This window comes from Pseudomonas sp. G.S.17 (assembly GCF_038096165.1).
Taxonomy (GTDB): domain Bacteria; phylum Pseudomonadota; class Gammaproteobacteria; order Pseudomonadales; family Pseudomonadaceae; genus Aquipseudomonas.
In genome coordinates this window covers 1781477-1800232 of the sequence record NZ_CP151076.1, presented here as the reverse complement: position 1 = coordinate 1800232, position 18756 = coordinate 1781477, and the positions used below count along the sequence as shown (strand labels likewise).

Genomic DNA, 18756 nt, shown 5'->3' with positions numbered 1-18756 from the left:
CGCCAAGGCCTGCTGCCGCGCAACAGGCCTGGAAGGTCGACTTAAATACCCTGCTCGACAAAAGGAACCGTCAGCGCCAGCGCTGCATCCAGCGCGCTCGCATCGACGCCGCCGCCTTGAGCCATATCAGGACGACCGCCACCTTTACCACCCACGGCGGCGGCCGCTTGCTTCATCAAATCACCGGCTTTGAGTTGGCCAGTCAGGTCCTTGGTCACGCCTGCAACCAGTACGACCTTATCTTCATGAACCCCGCCGAGCAGGATCACTGCGCGGCCGAGCTTGTTCTTCAACTGATCGACAAGCGCCAGCAGCGCCTTGCCATCCTGACCGTCCAGGCGCACGGCCAGTACTTTCACACCTTTGACATCCAGTGCGGCAGACGACAGATCGTCACCCGCAGCGCTGGCCGCCTTGGCCTGCAATTGTTCCAGCTGTTTTTCCAGCAGACGATTGCGCTCGAGCACAGCCGCGAGCTTGTCCAGCAGGTTGTCACGATTGCCCTTGATCAGGGTCGCAGCTTCCTTGAGTTGATCTTCGGCCGAATTAAGGTAGGCCAGGGCCGCAGCGCCGGTCACCGCTTCGATACGCCGTATGCCGGCAGCAACGCCGCCTTCGCTGATGATCTTGAATACAGCAATGTCGCCGGTGCGGTCGGCGTGAATGCCACCGCACAGCTCGACGGAGAAATCGCCGCCCATGCTCAGGACCCGCACGCTATCGCCGTACTTCTCGCCAAACAGCGCCATGGCGCCTTTCTGCCTGGCGGTCTCGATATCGGTTTCAATCGTCTCGACAGCGGTGTTCTTGCGCACCTGCTCGTTGACGATTTCTTCCAGGGCTTTCAATTGCTCCGGCTTGATTGCTTCAAAGTGACTGAAGTCGAAACGCAGACGCTGACTGTTGACCAGGGAACCCTTCTGGGTCACATGCTCGCCCAGCACCTGACGCAATGCGGCGTGCAGCAAGTGCGTCGCCGAGTGGTTCAGCGAAGTGGCATGACGAACGTCGGCCTCCACTTCGGCATTCACTGCAACGCCAACCTTCAGGCTGCCAGCCGCCACGACGCCGTGATGCAGGAACGCACCACCGGTCTTGGTGGTGTCACGCACATCGAAACGCACGTCGCCCGCCTGAATGAAACCGCAATCGCCGATCTGACCGCCGGACTCGGCATAGAAAGGCGTGGTATCGAGGATCACAACGCCCTCTTCACCTTCGCCCAACTGTTCAACCGCCTTGCCGTCCTTATAAAGAGCAACAACGTTGGCATCACTGCGGGTGGCTTTGTAGCCGATGAAGTTGGTCGCCACGTCAACCTTGACCAGGCTGTTGTAGTCCATGCCGAACGAACTGGCCGAACGGGCGCGCACGCGCTGGGCATCCATCTCGCGCTCGAAGCCTTCCTCGTCGAGGGTCAGGTTGCGTTCGCGAGCGATGTCGCCGGTCAGGTCCATCGGAAAACCGTAGGTGTCGTAGAGCTTGAACACCACGTCACCGGGAACCACTGTGCCTTTCAGCTCAGTCAGATCCTGTTCGAGGATTTTCAGGCCCTGCTCAAGGGTCTTGGCGAATTGCTCTTCTTCCGCCTTGAGCACACGTTCAATGTGCGCTTGCTGCTGGGTCAGTTCCGGGAAGGCAGTGCCCATCTCGGCAACCAGCGCGGCAACGATCTGATAGAAGAAGCTGCCCTTGGCGCCAAGCTTGTTGCCGTGACGGCAGGCGCGACGAATGATGCGACGCAGCACGTAGCCGCGACCTTCGCTGGACGGCAGCACGCCATCGGCGATCAGGAAACTGCAGGAACGAATGTGGTCAGCCACGACTTTCAGCGAAGCCTGGTTGTCATTGGTGCAGCCGATGGCCTTGGCCGCAGCGCTCAGCAGGCTCTGGAACAGGTCGATCTCGTAGTTCGAGTTCACGTGCTGCAAAACGGCGCTGACTCGTTCCAGGCCCATGCCGGTATCCACCGACGGCGCTGGCAACGGGTGCAACACGCCATCGGCGGTGCGGTTGAACTGCATGAACACGTTGTTCCAGATTTCGATGTAACGGTCGCCGTCTTCTTCCGGCGAGCCTGGTGGGCCGCCCCAGATGTCGGCGCCGTGGTCAAAGAAAATCTCGGTGCATGGGCCGCACGGGCCGGTATCGCCCATGGTCCAGAAGTTGTCCGAAGCGTATGGCGCGCCTTTGTTGTCGCCGATACGGACCATGCGCTCGGCAGGCACGCCGATTTCCTTGGTCCAGATATCGTAGGCTTCATCATCGGTGGCATAGACCGTGACCCAGAGTTTTTCCTTGGGCAGGTTCAGCCATTTGTCCGAGGTCAGGAACGTCCAGGCGTAGGTGATCGCGTCACGCTTGAAATAATCGCCAAAACTGAAGTTGCCGAGCATTTCGAAAAAAGTGTGGTGACGCGCGGTATAACCGACGTTGTCCAGGTCATTGTGCTTACCACCGGCGCGCACGCACTTCTGGCTGCTTACTGCACGGGTATAGGCCCGTTTTTCCTGGCCCAGGAAGCAATCCTTGAACTGGTTCATACCCGCGTTAGTGAACAGCAGGGTTGGGTCATTGCCCGGGATCAAAGAGCTGGAGGCAACACGGGTGTGGCCCTGCTCTTCGAAGAAGCCCAGGAAGGCTTCACGGATTTCTGCGCTTTTCATAGGTTCTTCCACGGAGACTGCGGCCAGAGGCAAGTGCAAAACGTCAATTGACGTAGCGACGGCAAAGGGCCGCATTATATAGGCGTTGCGTCGTCGGTACAGCGTGTTTGTTCGATAGAAACAAGCTACTGGACTATCGGCACCTCAAGTACGAGCAAACTCGGCGAACGTGGCGATGACTTGTTCGATCTGGCTACGGGAAACATTCAGGTGCGTGACCATACGCAGGCGCGGTGCGGCGCTCAGCCGGATGCCATGCTCGGCGCAGAACGTCTTCAGCGACTCGGACCGATTATCAATCTGCACATAAACCATATTGGTCTGCACCGGCTCCACCTGATAACCAAGATCAGCCAGGCCCTGGGCCAGCAACTCGGCATTGGCATGGTCATCCGCCAGACGCTCGACCTGATTATCCAGCGCATACATCCCCGCCGCCGCGAGCATTCCGGCCTGACGCATGCCGCCACCGACCATCTTGCGCAGGCGGCGCGCCTTGCCGATCAATTCCCGCGAGCCGCACAGCACCGAGCCGACGGGCGCGCCGAGGCCTTTGGACAGACACACTGAAACCGAATCGAAATGCTGGGTGATTTCCTGCGCACCTACGCCCAGCTTGACGGCTGCATTGTAAAGACGCGCGCCATCGAGATGCAGCGCAAGTCCTTGTTCCTGCGCCAGCTTGCGCGCGGCTGCCAGATAAGCCAGCGACAACACCTTGCCTTGCATGGTGTTTTCCAATGCCAGCAAACGCGTGCGGGCGAAGTGAAAATCATCCGGTTTGATGGTCGCCAGCACTTGGCCCAGATCCAGCGAGCCATCGGCCTGTACCTCAAGCGGCTGAGGCTGAATGGAACCCAGCACCGCTGCACCGCCGCCTTCGTACTTATAGGTGTGAGCTTGCTGGCCCACGATGTATTCATCGCCGCGCTCGCAATGCGCCATCAATCCCAGCAGATTGCTCATGGTGCCGGAGGGCACAAACAGCGCTGCGGCAAAGCCCAGCTCTTCGGCAAGCCGCGCTTCCAGCGTGTTGACGCTCGGATCTTCGCCATACACATCGTCACCCAACGGTGCTTGCGCCATGGCGGCCAGCATGCCGGTGGTTGGCTGAGTAACTGTGTCGCTGCGCAGATCGATGACCGTCACGTAAAGCTCCTTGGGAACGAATTCGGGGTTTGAAACAAGGTATTACTAAGGCCATCGAGCGAGATAATCAAGGCGGCGCAGGGCCAATGTATCAATTCGTTATAAGAAAAACGCAGGACTACCCGACTAAAGCGTTTATGCACAATCCGCAGATCTGTGATAAAAACTCCCCGCCGACAAACTATTGCTGTCGGCAAAACGTTCTCAGGGCGGGGTGCGATTCCCCACCGGCGGTAATGACGCGCAATGCGTTTAGCCCGCGAGCGCTTGCACTGCCAAAGCGGTGCAAGGTCAGCAGACCCGGTTGGATTCCGGGGCCGACGGTCATAGTCCGGATGAAGAGAGAACGGGATTGGCAGCAAAGGACCGTCCGTACAGCAATGCCATGAACTCAATCGTTCTGGCGAAGTGTGTTCGTACCCCTTGAATCCCTTTCGATCCAAAGCGCCCTGTTTTTTTCACAAACAGGAGACAGAACACATGCAACCCACCGCAATCGACAGCAAAAGCAAAAACCATTCGAACGAACGTATCGCGTTTATCCAGGCCTGCTGGCACAAAGATATTGTCGATCAGAGCCGAATTGGCTTTGTCGCTGAAATGGCCACTCATGGCTACACCGAAGCCGACATCGATTTCTTCGAAGTCGGCGGTGCGTTTGAGATTCCCTTGCACGCCAAGTTGCTGGCCAATAGCGGTCGTTACGCGGGCATTGTCGCGGCGGGCCTGGTAGTGGATGGCGGCCTGTATCGTCATGAGTTCGTTGCTCAATCAGTCATCAGCGCCTTGATGCAAGTACAGTTGGAGACCCAGGTTCCCGTTTTCTCGGTGGTGCTGACACCGCACAACTTCCACGCTGGCGATGAGCACCAGAATTTCTTCTTCAATCATTTCGTCGTGAAAGGCAAGGAAGCAGCACAAACCTGCGCTGATACGCTGAACAAGCTGCGCGACCTGCGTCGCGCTCTGACCTTGCAGAAGGCAGCAGGCTAAACAGCGAAATTCTGTAGGCGAGGCTTGCTGTAGGACCGGCTTTAGCCGGGAGGGCAATTGAAGCCTTCGCGACTCGAGTCGCTCCTACGGCCGATTCGCGGGCAAGTCGGAACGCCGCCCGCTCGCTCCAACGGGAGTGGTGTTAGTCACGCGACGCAGAGATTGCTACGTTCAAACCAACCCATCAGCCGTCGTTGGCACGATCAATATCCCCGCACGCAGGCCGTTCTTGACCTTGGGATTGGGGAAAATGATGCGGGCGCCCTCCTCCTCGACGATCCAGCGTGAATCGGCCAGATCTTCGGCCAGCACGTAGCCTTTATCCAGTTCGGAAAAGTTTTCCACGTCGACCGGCAAATGCAGCCGGAACGCATCGCTGTGCTTGATGATTTCCCGCGCCACGCTGAACAGCTGCAAACCCTCCAGACTTTCTTCGTCCACGGTTTCGCTGCCATCGATGATCCGCACCAGCCTTGCGTGCAAAGGCCTGATATTGACCTGCTGGTTCTGACCGAATGGCCGGGCTTTGCCCAGTTCCAGCGTGAAAGACTCGGCACCCAGCTTGTCGTAGGTATACGAGCTGAACACGATGGACGGCTTGTTCTGCAACAGCACCGCTTCCATGCCCGCTGCGCGCAGCCGCGCCAGTTCACGACGGGAATGCTGGCGACCTTCTTTCCACGGGTACAACGCGAATTGCTCGATCTTCGAGCCACGAATCGCGGTGTGCAGGTCGTAATGCAGGCGATAGCGGTCCGGCAGGCTGAAAAAGGTATCGGCCAAACGCTCCAGCTCACAGGCACGCAGCGCTTCCGGCCCACCACTGAGTTCGTGACGGCCGTTGAACAACCGGTTGACGTCCTGTTCGACGTAACGCTCGCCGCGACGAATCGCTTCGGGATTGCCAAACAGAAAAAGAATTCGTGCGCGCGGCTTGAGCTCATTGCGCGCAATGCTGTGGATCAGTTCGTCCAGCAGCTCGATGGGCGCGGTTTCATTGCCGTGGATACCGGCGGATAACAACAGGTCAGTGCCGTTATCCAGATCCTGCGGCGGACGAACTTCCAGCGCCCCTTCGCTCAGCCAGCGCAAGCGCACGCCGCCGACAGTCGTTTGAGTCTTTTCCGCTGGTTCACGTCCAGCCAGGGTCAGTTCAAGCAGTTTGCCGAGGGCGAGCATTGGCGGTGTTCCTTAGTGATCGTGATTGCAGTCCGGACCGTGGACGTGTTCTTCGTCGTCGCCAACCTCAGCCGGCTCCATTTCCAGTTGCAGGCTGACCAGATTGGTGGCCAATGGACGCAGCAACAGGTTGGCGTATTCGGCATCGCCTTCCTCGACGTCAACGCCGATCAGCAACTGGCCGCGGCCATCGTGCTGGATCCACAATTCCTTGCCCTGCCACATGACAGCGACGCGGGTGCAGGAAGTTTCCAGCTGGGTGCCATCGGTGTCTTCAAGGATCAACTGCAGGGTGTCGCTCATAATCGAAATCTCTTATAGAGAGGAAAAAACCGGCGCCCGATGCCTTGCATCAGACGCGCCTCGGGATCAAACACGTTGGAAAGGATAGACCGAGCCCAGTTTAAGGATCTGGGTCAATTCATCCAGTGCCGCGCGGCATTCAAGCAACAGTTGCGGATCAGCCAGATCGGTTTCGCGCATGCGATCGCGATAATGCTTATCGACCCACTCCGTCAGCGTGGCGTACAACGGCGCCGTCATGATAACCCCTGGATTGACCGCCGCCAGCTCGGTTTCGTTAAGCGCGACGCGCAAACGCAGGCATGCCGGGCCGCCGCCGTTCTGCATACTTTGCTTGAGATCGAAGACTTTCACCTCTGCCACCGGGTTCGCACCGGCGATCAGGCCTTGCAGATAACGCCAGACACGCTCGTTGCCGCGACACTCTTCCGGCACGATCAGCAGCATCGAGCCGTCGGCGCGGGAGAGAAGCTGGCTGTTAAATAGATAGGAGCGCACTGCATCCTCGACCGTCACTTCGGCGCGGGGCACGCAAATCGCGCGCAGCTGGCCACCGCACGCAGCGAGCTTTTCCTGCAACTCGGCGAGCATGCTCTCGGTGTGGATGAACGCATCCTCGTGATAGAACAGCACTTCGCCATTGCCGACTGCGATCACATCGTTATGGAACACACCCTGATCGATGACCGATGGATTCTGCTGGCCATAGACGACTCCGCTGTCGCTCAAACCATGCAGACGCGCCACGGCTTGCGAGGCTTCCAGCGTTTGTCGGGCCGGGTATTTCTGCGGTGCGGGATAACGGGTGTCGAACGCGCTGCGGCCGAACACAAAGAACTCGACCCCGGCTTCGCCATAATCGCGGCACAGACGGGTGTGGTTGGCCGCACCTTCGTCGCCAAATTGCGCAACCGCAGGCAGCGCTGCGTGATGGGCAAAGTGTTGCTGATTGGCGAACATCGCCCCAAGTACGCGGCTCGTCGTGGGGTGTTCGATGCTGCGGTGATATTTGCAGTTGAGGTTGGCGGCCGTGAAATGCACGCGGCCATCGGCCGTGTCGGCGCTCGGGCTGACCGTTGCGGCATTGGCGACCCACATGCTCGATGCGGAGCAGCTGGCAACCAGCAAGGGCATGGCCTGCTTCGCGGCCTGCTCGATCACTTGCGCATCGCTGCCGCTGAAACCCAGCTTGCGCAGGCCACCAACATCAGGGCGTTCCTGCGGGGCCAGTACACCTTGGGTAAAGCCCATCTCCATCAGCGCTTTCATTTTCGCCAGGCCCTGCAACGCCGCTTCACGCGGGTTCGAGGACTGCTGGCTGTTGCTCTGGGAGGCGACGTTGCCGTAGGACAGTCCACCGTAGTTGTGGGTCGGCCCGACAAGGCCGTCAAAATTGACTTCACAGGATTTCATCGGCACGGCTCCGTGGATCTTTTTTTATAGGCGTCAGGTCGGTACATCAGGAAAGCCGCACGCCCGGCGTCAGGGTTGCAGGCAAGGTCAGGCTGCTGCTTTCCAGCGAGGCCACCGGATAGGCGCAATAATCGGCCGCGTAATAGGCGCTGGCACGATGATTACCCGAGGCGCCGACGCCGCCAAACGGCGCGCTGCTCGCTGCGCCGGTCAATTGTTTGTTCCAGTTGACGATGCCAGCCCGGCTTTGCAGCCAGAACTGCTGGTAACGGGTTTCCGAATCGGACAATAAACCTGCGGCCAGACCGTATTGGGTGTCGTTGGCTTCGGCGATGGCCGCGTCGAAATCCGCGTAGCGGCTGACTTGCAGCAATGGCCCGAACAACTCCTCGTCAAGACGATCACTGACCTCGGTGACTTCAAGAATCCCCGGTGTCAGCAAGGCTGCCGAACTCTGCGGCTGAGTCATTTCCAGCAAGGCAACAGCGCCATTGGCCAGCAGTTGCTCCTGCGCGGCCAGCAATGCCTGGGCGGCGTGCAGGGAAATTACCGAACCCATGAACGGCGCGGGCTGTTGGTCGAAGGCGCCGACTTCAATCGTGCGCGTGACGTCAACCAGGCGCTCGATGAAGGCATCGCCCCACTTGCCTTGCGGCACCAGCAGGCGACGGGCGCAGGTGCAGCGCTGGCCGGCCGAAATGAATGCCGACTGGATAACGGTGTACACCGCCGCTTCGACATCGGCGACCTGATCTACCACCAGCGGGTTATTGCCACCCATTTCCAGGGCCAGAATCTTGTCCGGGCGCCCGGCAAATTGTTGATGCAGTGCGTTGCCGGTGCGGCTGGAGCCGGTGAAGAACAAACCGTCGATGCCGGAATTGGCTGCCAGCGCAATACCGGTTTCACGGCCGCCTTGTAGCAGATTCAGCACGCCCGCAGGCAAACCGGCTTCGATCCAGCATTTGACGGTCAACTCGGCGACTTTCGGGGTCAGCTCGCTGGGTTTGAACAGCACGCTGTTGCCCGCCAGCAAGGCCGGAACGATATGGCCGTTGGGCAGGTGCCCTGGGAAATTGTAAGGTCCGAATACGGCGACCACGCCGTGGGGTTTGTGGCGCAACACGGCAGTGGCGTCGCCCAACGGGCCGCTCTTCTCGCCGGTCCGCTCACGGTAGCTCTGCACGGAAATCGCGATCTTGTTGACCATGCTGGTCACTTCGGTCGCGGATTCCCAAAGCGGCTTGCCGGTTTCTTCGCCAATGCACTGGGCCAAGGCGTCGGCGTTGTTTTTCAGGCTGGCGGCGAACGCTTCCAGCACGCTGATGCGCTCGTCCAGCGAACGGCTGGCCCAGGCCGGAAAGGCCTGACGTGCTGCGCGCACCGCGACGTCCACCTGCGCGGCCGACGCACCTTGCCCGGACCACAACACCTGCTGCGTCACCGGATTGAGAGATTCGAATGCTTCGCCCTGCCCTGGCTGCCAGGCGCCAGCGATATACAGTGTGCTCATCAGATTGCCTCCCGGGCTGCGGACAACGGCACGGCGCGGACTTGATCCCCGGCACTGAGGCGCAGGCGCTTCGCCGTCATCGGGTCGACCACCAATGTGCCAGCAGCCAGACGCGCTGCAGCGGCGGTGATACGACAGCCTTCACGTTTGCGGTTGTGGATAAGAAATGGCGTCGCGTCATCACCCGGAGTGCCAATCGCCAGCACCAGCGCCTGACTGTCGTGCACGGCGCGGATTTTCGCGGTCTCGCACTCAATGGCCGGACCGGCATCGAAGATATCGACGTAACCCTGATAGCTGAAGCCTTCGCTCTTGAGCATGGCCAGCGCCGGTTCGGTATCGGCGTGTACGCGGCCAATAATGTTGCGCGCGTCTTCAGAGAGGAAGCAGGTGTACAGCGGGAACTTGGGCATCAGTTCGGCGATGAACGCCTTGTTGCCCACGCCGGTCAGGTAATCGGCCTGGCTGAATTCCATCTTGAAGAAGTGCCGACCCAGACTCTCCCAGAAAGGCGAGTGACCTTCTTCGTCAGACATGCCCCGCATCTCGGCAATGATCTTCTTGCCAAACAGCTGCGGGAATTCGGCGATGAACAGCATGCGGGCCTTGGCCAGCAAGCGGCCATTGAGGCCGGTACGCGAATCAGCGCGCAAAAACAGCGAACAGAGTTCGGAGTTGCCGGTGAGGTCATTGGCCAGGAACAAGGTCGGGATTTCCCGATAAATATTCAGTTCCTGGGAAGCGCTGACCGTCAGGCCGACCCGATAGTTGTACCAGGGCTCACGCAGGCCGACCGCACCGGCAATCGCCGAAATGCCCACGACCCGCCCGTCGTCGTCTTCGAGCACGAACAGGTAATCGGCATCACCGCGTTCGGCTTCGCCACGGAAGGTTTTTTCCGCCCAGCCGACCCGATGCGCCAGGCGTTCTTCATTGGCGGGCAAGGTCGTCAGGCCGGCGCCTGTGCTGCGCGCCAACTCGATCAGCGCCGGCAGGTCACTGCTGCTTACGGGACGAACGATCATGCTATCTCCTCAGCGCGGATTCCCCGAAGGAGCCCGCGAAACTCGCTAAACCTGCAATCCAGAATCAATCGGCTGTCTCAGACCGCCACGATGCGCACGCTGGCGCCTTCACCGACGCCCAGGGCTTCGGCGGCTTCCAGACTCAACAACACCGGTTTTCCGGGCGCCCAGTCCAGTTCCAGCAAGACGGCGCGGTAATCCTGCAACAGGCCGTTTGCCACCAGATACAGCCGGCCGCCAGTGCCCGCGTCAGTGGACTTGTTCTGATCGACCTTGACTGGAACCAGTCGGCTCTGGGCAATGGAGCGAATCCCCGAGACTCGTGCATGCAGGGTGGGCCCGCCGTCGAAGATATCGATGTAATGATCGGTCTCGAAGCCTTCACGCATCAGGATGTCGAAGGTGATTTGCGCCCGTGGATGCACCTGACCCATGGCTTCCTGGGCGGCGTCCGGCAACAGCGGCACGTAGATCGGATAATGCGGCATCAGCTCGGCGAGGAAGGTCCGGCTTTTCAGGCCACAAAGACGCTCGGCGGCGGCGTAGTTCAGGTCGAAAAAGTTACGGCCGATGGCGTCCCAGAAAGGCGAGTCACCGTTTTCATCGCTGTAGCCGACGATCTCGGTCACCACCGAATCGGCAAAACGCTCCGGATGGCTGGCGACGAACAACAGCCGGCCACGGGAATTAAGCTCCGACCATGCGCTGCCCACCAGTTCCGGAACCACGTAGAAGCTGGTCAGCAAGCTGTTGCCGGTAAGGTCATGGCATTGGGAAAGCACGTGAATCTTGTTGTGGATCTTCAGTTCGCGGGAAGCGTGAACGAAGGTCTCGTTGCGAAAGCTGTAGAAGGGTTCGGAATAGCCCGCCGAGGCGACAATGCCCGAGCAGCCGACCAGACGCCCGGTTTCGCTGTCTTCGAGGACGAAGAAGTAACTTTCTTCACCGTTGAAACTGACTTCGGCGGAGAACGACGCTTCTGAAGCGCTGATCTTGTCGCTGAGACGGCCAGCATCGTCGGGCAGGGACGTGACACCGATCGGGCTGTCGGCGGCGAGGCGTTGAACCTCCGCCAGATCAGCCATTTGCGCGGGGCGCATCACGAGCATGGTGCCACTCCTTACCAGAAAAAACGGCCGGACACTTCCGGCACAGAAAAAAAGCGCCCTGTGAATTGCAGTCCACACGGCACCAGAAAAATGCCCGACGCCCGCTCAAGGGGCGAACGTCGGGGAGTGTTGCGCTACTGCAGCCGTTATCAGGCTTGCGTCAGTTTGGCGACGGCACGCTCGAAGCGGTCCAGCCCTTCGTCGATGTCGGCATCTTCAATCACCAGGCTTGGCGCGAAACGCATCACATCGGGACCGGCCTGCAGCACCATGACGCCTTCATGCTCGGCGGCATTGAAGAAATCCTTGGCCTTGCCCTTCCACGCGTCGGTCAATACGCAACCGATCAGCAGACCCAGGCCGCGCACTTGGCTGAACACGCCGTATTTCTCGCCGATCTGCTCAAGACGCGCCTTGAATTTCTCGTGCCTGGCTTTGACGCCGTCGCGTACTTCCTGAGTATGGACAACGTCCATTACCGCATTGCCGACCGCGCAGGCCAGCGGGTTGCCACCATAAGTCGTGCCGTGGACGCCGACCGAGAGGTGCTTGGCGAGTTTTTCCGTGGTCAGCATGGCCGCCATCGGGAAACCGCCGCCGAGGCTCTTGGCGCTGGAAAGAATGTCCGGGATCACGCCGTAATGCATGTAGGCGAACAGATGGCCGCTACGGCCCATGCCGCTCTGCACTTCGTCGAAAACCAGCAGCGCATTGTGCTCGTCGCACAGCTGACGGGCGCCTTGCAGGAATTCCAGGTCAGCCGGCATCACGCCGCCTTCACCCTGGATCGGCTCCAGAACCACTGCGCAGGTTTTGTCGGTAACGGCAGCTTTCAATGCATCCAGGTCGTTGTACGGGATATGGCTGATGCCAGTGATCTTTGGACCAAAACCGTCGGAATACTTGGGCTGACCACCGACACTGACCGTGAACAGCGTACGACCGTGGAAGCTGTTGAGGGCGGCAACGATTTCGTACTTTTCCGGGCCATACAAATCGTGGGAAACCCGACGCGCCAGCTTGAAGGCGGCTTCGTTGGCTTCGGCACCGGAGTTACAGAAGAACACGCGCTCGGCGAAGGTGGCGTCTACCAGCTTCTTCGCCAGGCGCAGCGCCGGCTCGTTGGTGAAGACGTTGGAAACGTGCCAAAGCTGATTGCCCTGCTCGGTCAAGGCACCGACCAGCGCCGGATGGCAGTGGCCCAATACGTTGACGGCGATCCCGCCGGAGAAATCGACCAGCTCACGGCCCGATTGGTCCCAGACGCGGGAACCCGCGCCGCGCACGGGAATAAAGCCGGCTGGAGCGTAATTGGGGACCATTACCTGGTCAAAGTCGGCGCGGTTCACCGCAGCTTGCTCAACGGACATCGGAGTCTCCTGAAGAGGAACGCCTGCCTGAAACTGGCGAGCGATGGGGGGATTGTAAGGACTGATTTCCATTCGGCCTTGTCGCCAGGCGACAACTTGTTACAGCACAAAACCGAGAATTTCGGTGGCTTTCGGCAATGCGACATATAGGTTCGCAAAGGCGCAGTTTAAACGTTGACCCAATGGAATTGCAGATACAGATGCTTTGATTTCTACGGGGATCTGTTGGAGCGTGGCTTGCCCGCGAACCAATCGCCGCGGTGGTCAGGAAGAACGCATCATCGTTCTTCGCGGGCAAGCCTCGCTCCAACAAGCTTACGCCTTACCCGCGCTCGGCAGGCACCGAGGACAATTCGAACGGGCTGCTGCTGCGGCGCTGGTTGCGGTCTTCCCGGGGCGTGGCGCCGAAGAAGTTGCGATACGCGCTGGAGAAATGCGGACCGGAGGAGAAACCGCAGGACAGGCCGATCTGGATGATCGACTTGCTGGTCTGCATCAGCATCTGTCGAGCCTTGTTGAGGCGCAGCTCCAGGTAGTACTGGCTCGGAACCCGATTCAGATACTGCTTGAAAATGCGCTCCAGCTGGCGGCGGGAGACGCATACGTGCTGGGCGATTTCATCTGTGGTCAGCGGCTCTTCGATATTGGCTTCCATCAGCAGCACAGCCTGGGTCAGCTTGGGGTGGCTGGAACCCAGACGATTCTGCAACGGGATGCGCTGGCGCTCGCCGCCTTCACGAATCCGCTCGACGACCAGTTCTTCGGAAACCGCACCGGCCAGCTCCGCACCATGATCACGAGCCAATACCGCCAGCAGCAGATCAAGCACCGACATGCCGCCGCAAGCTGTCAGGCGATCTCGATCCCAGTCGAACAAGTGGCTGGTGGCGATGACTTTAGGAAACCGCTCGCTGAAATCATCCTGCCAGCGCCAGTGCACGGCAGCGCGATATCCATCCAGCAAACCCAATTGCGCCAGCGGATAAACCCCCGCCGACAAGCCGCCGATGACACAACCGGAACGCACCAGTTGCTTGACCGCACTGCTCAGTGCCTGGGGCATCGGCGCCGGCGGCTCGTCTGCCAGCAGAAACAGCTTTTGCAGTCCGTCGAGGCGACCGACCCAGGGTTCGCCGGGCAATTGCCAGGCGCCTTCGGTCGGCGCTTCCGCTTGCAGGAAGGTCAACTCATAGAGCACTTCGGGATGGACGCGCTGCGCCACACGCAAGGCTTCCTCGGCCAGCGCCAGAGTCAAGGCTTTGGTGCTGGGCCAGATGAGAAAACCGATTCGATGGGCAGTCATGGCGTGCAGTCCGGAACGTATCGCTGTTGAACAAACTGAGTGAACAGCCTGCAAGGTTAGAGCACGGAAAACGGCTCACTTTGAATCTTGAACGGTCAGTCTGGCGCGCAGCATGACCGGTTCTGTTGTTAAAGGCATCGAGAAAACGACGCCATTCGTTACTTGAGGCTACCGGACAGAAATTGCTGCAGGCGCTCGGATTGCGGATTGACCAGCACTTCCCGTGGATCGCCGCACTCCTCGACCATGCCTTTGTGCAGGAAGATCAGTTGATTGGAAACTTCCCGGGCAAAGCCCATTTCGTGCGTCACCACCACCATCGTCCGGCCTTCCAGCGCCAGGGCCTGCATGACCTTGAGCACATCGCCAACCAGCTCTGGATCGAGGGCTGAAGTGGGCTCATCGAAGAGCATGACTTCCGGCTCCATCGCCAGCGCCCGGGCGATCGCCACCCGCTGCTGTTCGCCGCCGGACATATGCCCCGGATAAGCGTGCTTGCGATGCGCGACGCCGACCTTGGCCAGATAATGCTCGGCTTTTTCCAGTGCTTCTTTCTTCGAAAGGCCCAGCACATGGATCGGCGCTTCAATGATGTTTTCCATCGCGGTCATGTGCGACCACAGATTGAAATGCTGAAACACCATGGATAACCGCGAGCGCATGCGTTGCAGCTGTTTCGGGTCCGCGGCCTTGAGGCTGCCGTCTTTGTTGGCGACCAGCTTCAGCTCTTCGTTGTTGAGCAGGATTTTGCCGGCGTGGGGCTGCTCCAGCAGGTTGATGCAGCGCAAGAAGGTGCTTTTGCCAGAACCACTGGAGCCGATGATGCTGATCACATCCCCGGCCTTGGCGGTCAGGGATACACCCTTGAGCACCTCGTGGCTGCCATAGCGTTTGTGCAGATCCTGGACTTCCAGTTTGTTCATGCTTTCGGTTCTCACAAAACAGTCAGTCGTTGAGCAGACGGCCATGACGGCGCGCCGTGCGCCCCGCCACTTTGGCCAGCCAGAAACCCGGTTGTGCGTAACGCAGCCGCTCGATGGCGAACAACACGCCAGCAGTATTGGTGCAGACGGTGCTGACCTGGTCGGACAGCGGATCGATGACTTCGAACAGAGGATCACCGACGTCAACCCAGTCACCGGCCGAACGCAGGAACGTCACCACGCCGGGATGCGGCGCAAACAACAATTCGGTGCCTTCGAACGGCATGCCTTCGCAGGCTTCATGGGCCGGTTGTGGCCAGTCGCCGCTGATAAAGCCTTGCTCGGCGAGAAACGCGAGGATGCCTGCGGCATGGGCCTCGGCTTGCGGCTTGCCAGTATCCGCCTGACCGCCCAATTCGATGGTGGTCGCCAGACACGCCAGGGGAATCTGCGCGTCCGGAAAAATCCGCGACAGACGCAACCAAGGCAACGAGCAGGCCTCATCGAACGAACTGCCGCCTGAATCTTCGGCCAGCAACGCCACCCGAACGTCCAGATGCGCCGTCAGCGAACGCCATTGCGGCCAATGCTGCGGCAAGGCATAGAGGTGAAGCGCGGCGTCAGCGTCGCAATGCAGATCGAGCACCACATCGGCGGTGCAGGCATGACTGAGCAACAAGCGCTGCAAACCGTGCAATTCGCTCTGCGCCGCAGGCAGGTTTTCCAGCGCAGTGGCCATGGCCTGGCGGATCAACTGCACATTGCTGTGCGGGTCGTCGCCCAACTGGCCTTCAAGCAACTCGGCCACCGGCTCGCTCAATTCGGCGAAGTCACGGTTGAAATTCTTGCCGCTGCCGAATTCGAAACGTCCTTGATGGGCGCCTTGCAGCAGTTGCCCGAGGCCGATTGGATTGGCCACCGGCACAAGCTCAATGACACCCTTCAGCGCGCCCTGCTCTTCCAGTTCCAGCAGACGCTTTTTCAGCTCCCAGGCGCTGCGCATACCCGGCAGTTCGTCGGCGTGCAGACTGGCCTGAATGTAGGCCTTGCGCTCGCCGCTGCCAAAACGAAACACGCTCAGCTGGCGTTCGGTGCCGAGAGTGCTCCACGGCAATACATGATCGGTTCTTTGCATGTCAGGCCTTCCGGGGCGCGAGGTAGCCCAGCCAGCGGCGTTCAGCCAGCTTGAACAGTCGCACCAGAATGAATGTCAGGCACAGGTAGAACACGCCTGCGGTAATGAACGCCTCGAAAGGCAAATAATACTGGGCGTTGACCGAGCGGGCCGCGCCGGTAATGTCGAGCAGCGTGACAATGGACGCCAGACTGGTGGTCTGCAGCATCATGATCACTTCATTGCTGTATTGCGGCAGCGCACGACGCAGGGCCGAGGGCAGCAGAATTCGTCGATACAGCTTGGCCTTGGACATGCCCATGGCGCGAGCGGCTTCGATTTCACCGGCGGGCGTGGCTTTCAGGCTGCCGGCAATGATCTCGGCGGTATAGGCGCTGGTATTGACCGCGAAGGCCAGGCACGCGCAGAAGGTCGCGCTGGATAGCAGCGGCCAGAGAAAGCTCTCCCGCACCACCGCAAATTGCGCCAGTCCGTAATAGATGAGAAACAGCTGCACGAGCATCGGTGTGCCGCGAATCACGTAGGTGAACAGCCATGCCGGCATGTTGACCCAGCGGTTTTTCGAGACGCGCATCAAACCCAGCGGCAAGGCAGTCAGCAGGCCGAAAAACAGGGAAATCGCCAGCAATTTCAGGGTGATCAGCATGCCGCTGAAATACATCGGCAGGCTATCCCAGACCACGGTGTAGTCGAAGCTCATAGGTCAGCCGCCCTTACGCCTACCGAGTAGCGTTTTTCGATGAAGCGCAGAATCAGCAGCGAAACACTGGTGATCACCAGATACATCGCGGCCACGGCGAGGAAAAAGGTAAACGGCTCGCGGGTCGCGTCGGCCGCCTGTTTGGCCTTGAACATCATGTCCTGCAAGCCGACCACGGAAATCAGCGCGGTGGCCTTGGTCAGCACCAGCCAGTTATTGGTGAAGCCCGGAATCGCCAGGCGAATCATCTGCGGCACCAATATTCGGAAAAATACGTTGAAGCGGCTCATCCCGTACGCCATGCCGGCTTCGGACTGACCTTTGGGAATCGCCATGAAGGCACCGCGAAAGGTTTCCGAGAGGTAGGCGCCGAAGATGAAACCCAGCGTGCCGATCCCCGCAGCCAATGGGCTGAGCTCGATGTAGTCGTCATAGCCGACCATCGGCGCGACGGCGTTGAGCACACTTTGACCGCCGTAGAAAATCAGCAGAATCAGCACCAGATCGGGAATCCCGCGGATTACCGTGGAGTACAGATCACCCAACACTGCAAGTTGTCGCACCGGCGACAGACGCAGCGCCACGCCAATCAAGCCGAGAACAATGGCCAGCGCCATCGACGACAAGGCCAGTTGCAGCGTCAGCCATGCACCTTCGAGGATGACAGCCCCGTAGCCTTTCAACATGATGTGCGGTCCTCACGGATGGGTATGAAAATGGCGCAAGAACGACCGTTGCTTGCGCCATTTCAAGGGGTAGCTTCGGACGAATTACTTGCCGTAAACGTCGAAATCGAAGTACTTGTCCTGGATTTTCTTGTACTCGCCATTGGCGCGAATTGCAGTGATGGCAGCGTTGATCTTGTCCAGATTGGCCTTGTCGCCTTTACGCACGGCAATACCGATACCGTCGCCAAAGTACGCAGCGTCAGTGAACGCCGGGCCAACGAAAGCGTAGCCCTTGCCTGCGTCGGTTTTCAGGAAGCCGTCTTGCAGCAGGGTTGCGTCAGCTACGGTGCCATCAAGACGACCGGCCTGGATGTCCAGGTAGATTTCGTTCTGCGAAGCGTAGGATTTGATCTCGGCGCCCAGCGGCTCGAGTTTTTCCTTGGCGAAACGGTCATGGATCGAACCGCGCTGCACGCCGATTTTCTTGCCCTTGAGTTCAGCAAGGCTGTCGCTGATCGTGGTGCCGTCCTTCATCACCAGGCGCGCCTGAGTGCTGTAGTAGCGACCGGTGAAATCCACGGACTTCTTGCGGTCTTCAGTGATGGACATTGAAGACAGGATCGCGTCGATCTTGCGCACTTTGAGCGCTGGGATCAGGCCGTCGAATTCCTGCTCGACCCAAGTACACTTGACCTTCATCTCGGCACACAGGGCGTTGCCGATGTCGTAGTCGAAACCAACGATGCTGCCATCCGGAGCCTTGGAGGCAAAGGGAGGGTAAGCAGCTTCAATGCCGATTTTCAGCGGTTTTTCGTCAGCAAACGTTGGCTGCGCCAGCACAGACAGCGCCAGTGCACCAAGAAGCATGAGCTTTTTCATTCTTAGGACTCCGTCGGTAAACACGACAAATGGCAGAGTGAGCTAGAGCCCAAAATGCGGAGAGATGATTGAAGACTATGACGCCTGCCAGGCGAGGCCGGAATCCGGCCCGCAAACCTTGGGCGAGTGATCGGCATTTTAACGACACGCTCGAAGTCGATATTTCTTCAATGCGACAACTAGTTACAGAAGCACCGAAAAAACAGACCGGGCTCATTGACAGCTATTGCAGATTATGCAATGCGAAAAGAAGACTAACCGATCTATGCAGCAAAATACGCGCCCATTATTGGCAAAGCCTTGTAATACGGCAAGCGCAGCGTTGATCGGGTTTATTTTATGGACGATAACGCACCCATTTCCTACAAAAAATGAGGTGCATCGCCCCACAAATGGGCGTCGGGTTACATCCAGCGGTTCGTGGGTAA

The 18756-nt window shown here is 59.3% G+C and carries 16 protein-coding genes and 1 riboswitch; of the genes, 1 reads left to right on the top strand and 15 read right to left on the bottom strand.

The window, feature by feature from the left end; all coding sequences use genetic code 11:
- Nucleotides 1-41: 41 nt before the first annotated feature.
- Nucleotides 42-2666: an alanine--tRNA ligase gene (alaS, locus tag AABC73_RS08215; RefSeq protein ID WP_341523162.1), complete on the bottom strand. Its 2625-nt coding sequence runs from the start codon at nt 2664-2666 to the stop codon at nt 42-44.
- Between the two features lie 144 nt (nt 2667-2810).
- Nucleotides 2811-3815 carry a low-specificity L-threonine aldolase gene (gene ltaE / locus AABC73_RS08210; protein WP_341523161.1) on the bottom strand — a complete coding sequence of 335 codons (1005 nt, stop codon included), beginning with the start codon at nt 3813-3815 and terminating at the stop codon, nt 2811-2813.
- 196 nt (nt 3816-4011) lie between these two features.
- Nucleotides 4012-4167: riboswitch (FMN riboswitch) on the top strand.
- 128 nt (nt 4168-4295) lie between these two features.
- Here ltaE and AABC73_RS08205 point away from each other — a divergent pair.
- A complete protein-coding gene (locus tag AABC73_RS08205; protein WP_341523160.1) occupies nt 4296-4808 on the top strand; it encodes a 6,7-dimethyl-8-ribityllumazine synthase in 513 nt (170 codons plus the stop codon).
- 171 nt (nt 4809-4979) lie between these two features.
- Here AABC73_RS08205 and astE read toward each other — a convergent pair whose 3' ends face one another.
- The 13 genes from astE to AABC73_RS08140 all read right to left on the bottom strand — a co-directional run bounded on the left by astE (nt 4980) and on the right by AABC73_RS08140 (nt 18328).
- A complete protein-coding gene (astE, locus tag AABC73_RS08200; protein ID WP_341523159.1) occupies nt 4980-5987 on the bottom strand; it encodes a succinylglutamate desuccinylase in 1008 nt (335 codons plus the stop codon).
- A 12-nt stretch (nt 5988-5999) separates the two neighbouring features.
- On the bottom strand, nt 6000-6290 hold the full coding sequence (locus tag AABC73_RS08195) for a hypothetical protein (protein WP_020290528.1): 291 nt from the start codon (nt 6288-6290) through the stop codon (nt 6000-6002).
- Between the two features lie 66 nt (nt 6291-6356).
- Nucleotides 6357-7703 carry an N-succinylarginine dihydrolase gene (gene astB / locus AABC73_RS08190; protein ID WP_341523158.1) on the bottom strand — a complete coding sequence of 449 codons (1347 nt, stop codon included), beginning with the start codon at nt 7701-7703 and terminating at the stop codon, nt 6357-6359.
- Between the two features lie 46 nt (nt 7704-7749).
- The gene (gene astD, locus AABC73_RS08185) at nt 7750-9219 is read right to left on the bottom strand and encodes a succinylglutamate-semialdehyde dehydrogenase (RefSeq protein WP_341524193.1); all 1470 of its coding nucleotides are present in this window, start codon (nt 9217-9219) and stop codon (nt 7750-7752) included.
- On the bottom strand, nt 9216-10241 hold the full coding sequence (astA, locus tag AABC73_RS08180; protein ID WP_341523157.1) for an arginine N-succinyltransferase: 1026 nt from the start codon (nt 10239-10241) through the stop codon (nt 9216-9218). The genes astD and astA overlap by 4 nt, the downstream gene beginning before the upstream one ends.
- Nucleotides 10242-10318: 77 nt before the next feature.
- Nucleotides 10319-11350, bottom strand: coding sequence for an arginine/ornithine succinyltransferase subunit alpha (aruF, locus tag AABC73_RS08175; RefSeq protein ID WP_331153067.1), 1032 nt, complete (start codon nt 11348-11350; stop codon nt 10319-10321).
- A gap of 149 nt (nt 11351-11499) precedes the next feature.
- Nucleotides 11500-12720, bottom strand: a complete 1221-nt coding sequence (locus AABC73_RS08170; protein ID WP_341523156.1) for an aspartate aminotransferase family protein — start codon at nt 12718-12720, stop codon at nt 11500-11502.
- A gap of 322 nt (nt 12721-13042) precedes the next feature.
- Nucleotides 13043-14023, bottom strand: a complete 981-nt coding sequence (argR, locus tag AABC73_RS08165; protein WP_331153065.1) for a transcriptional regulator ArgR — start codon at nt 14021-14023, stop codon at nt 13043-13045.
- Between the two features lie 158 nt (nt 14024-14181).
- Complete coding sequence (locus AABC73_RS08160) at nt 14182-14946, bottom strand: ATP-binding cassette domain-containing protein (protein ID WP_341523155.1); 765 nt, start codon at nt 14944-14946, stop codon at nt 14182-14184.
- Nucleotides 14947-14968: 22 nt separating this feature from the next.
- On the bottom strand, nt 14969-16081 hold the full coding sequence (locus AABC73_RS08155) for a succinylglutamate desuccinylase/aspartoacylase family protein (RefSeq protein WP_341523154.1): 1113 nt from the start codon (nt 16079-16081) through the stop codon (nt 14969-14971).
- Nucleotide 16082: 1 nt separating this feature from the next.
- Nucleotides 16083-16781, bottom strand: a complete 699-nt coding sequence (locus AABC73_RS08150; protein WP_341523153.1) for an ABC transporter permease — start codon at nt 16779-16781, stop codon at nt 16083-16085.
- Nucleotides 16778-17467: an ABC transporter permease gene (locus tag AABC73_RS08145; RefSeq protein ID WP_020290538.1), complete on the bottom strand. Its 690-nt coding sequence runs from the start codon at nt 17465-17467 to the stop codon at nt 16778-16780. Before AABC73_RS08145 ends, AABC73_RS08150 begins: the two co-directional genes overlap by 4 nt.
- Before the next feature lie 84 nt (nt 17468-17551).
- A complete protein-coding gene (locus AABC73_RS08140) occupies nt 17552-18328 on the bottom strand; it encodes an ABC transporter substrate-binding protein (RefSeq protein WP_331153062.1) in 777 nt (258 codons plus the stop codon).
- Between the last annotated feature and the right edge of the window lie 428 nt (nt 18329-18756).

Bases quoted from the DNA above. Each gene is read 5' to 3' on its own strand.
- alaS (WP_341523162.1), bottom strand. From the start codon at position 2,666: ATGAAAAGCGCAGAAATCCGTGAAGCCTTCCTGGGCTTCTTCGAAGAG.
- AABC73_RS08205 (WP_341523160.1), top strand. From the start codon at position 4,296: ATGCAACCCACCGCAATCGACAGCAAAAGCAAAAACCATTCGAACGAA.
- astE (WP_341523159.1), bottom strand. From the start codon at position 5,987: ATGCTCGCCCTCGGCAAACTGCTTGAACTGACCCTGGCTGGACGTGAA.
- AABC73_RS08195 (WP_020290528.1), bottom strand. From the start codon at position 6,290: ATGAGCGACACCCTGCAGTTGATCCTTGAAGACACCGATGGCACCCAG.
- astB (WP_341523158.1), bottom strand. From the start codon at position 7,703: ATGAAATCCTGTGAAGTCAATTTTGACGGCCTTGTCGGGCCGACCCAC.
- astA (WP_341523157.1), bottom strand. From the start codon at position 10,241: ATGATCGTTCGTCCCGTAAGCAGCAGTGACCTGCCGGCGCTGATCGAG.
- aruF (WP_331153067.1), bottom strand. From the start codon at position 11,350: ATGCTCGTGATGCGCCCCGCGCAAATGGCTGATCTGGCGGAGGTTCAA.
- AABC73_RS08170 (WP_341523156.1), bottom strand. From the start codon at position 12,720: ATGTCCGTTGAGCAAGCTGCGGTGAACCGCGCCGACTTTGACCAGGTA.
- argR (WP_331153065.1), bottom strand. From the start codon at position 14,023: ATGACTGCCCATCGAATCGGTTTTCTCATCTGGCCCAGCACCAAAGCC.
- AABC73_RS08160 (WP_341523155.1), bottom strand. From the start codon at position 14,946: ATGAACAAACTGGAAGTCCAGGATCTGCACAAACGCTATGGCAGCCAC.
- AABC73_RS08155 (WP_341523154.1), bottom strand. From the start codon at position 16,081: ATGCAAAGAACCGATCATGTATTGCCGTGGAGCACTCTCGGCACCGAA.
- AABC73_RS08150 (WP_341523153.1), bottom strand. From the start codon at position 16,781: ATGAGCTTCGACTACACCGTGGTCTGGGATAGCCTGCCGATGTATTTC.
- AABC73_RS08145 (WP_020290538.1), bottom strand. From the start codon at position 17,467: ATGTTGAAAGGCTACGGGGCTGTCATCCTCGAAGGTGCATGGCTGACG.
- AABC73_RS08140 (WP_331153062.1), bottom strand. From the start codon at position 18,328: ATGAAAAAGCTCATGCTTCTTGGTGCACTGGCGCTGTCTGTGCTGGCG.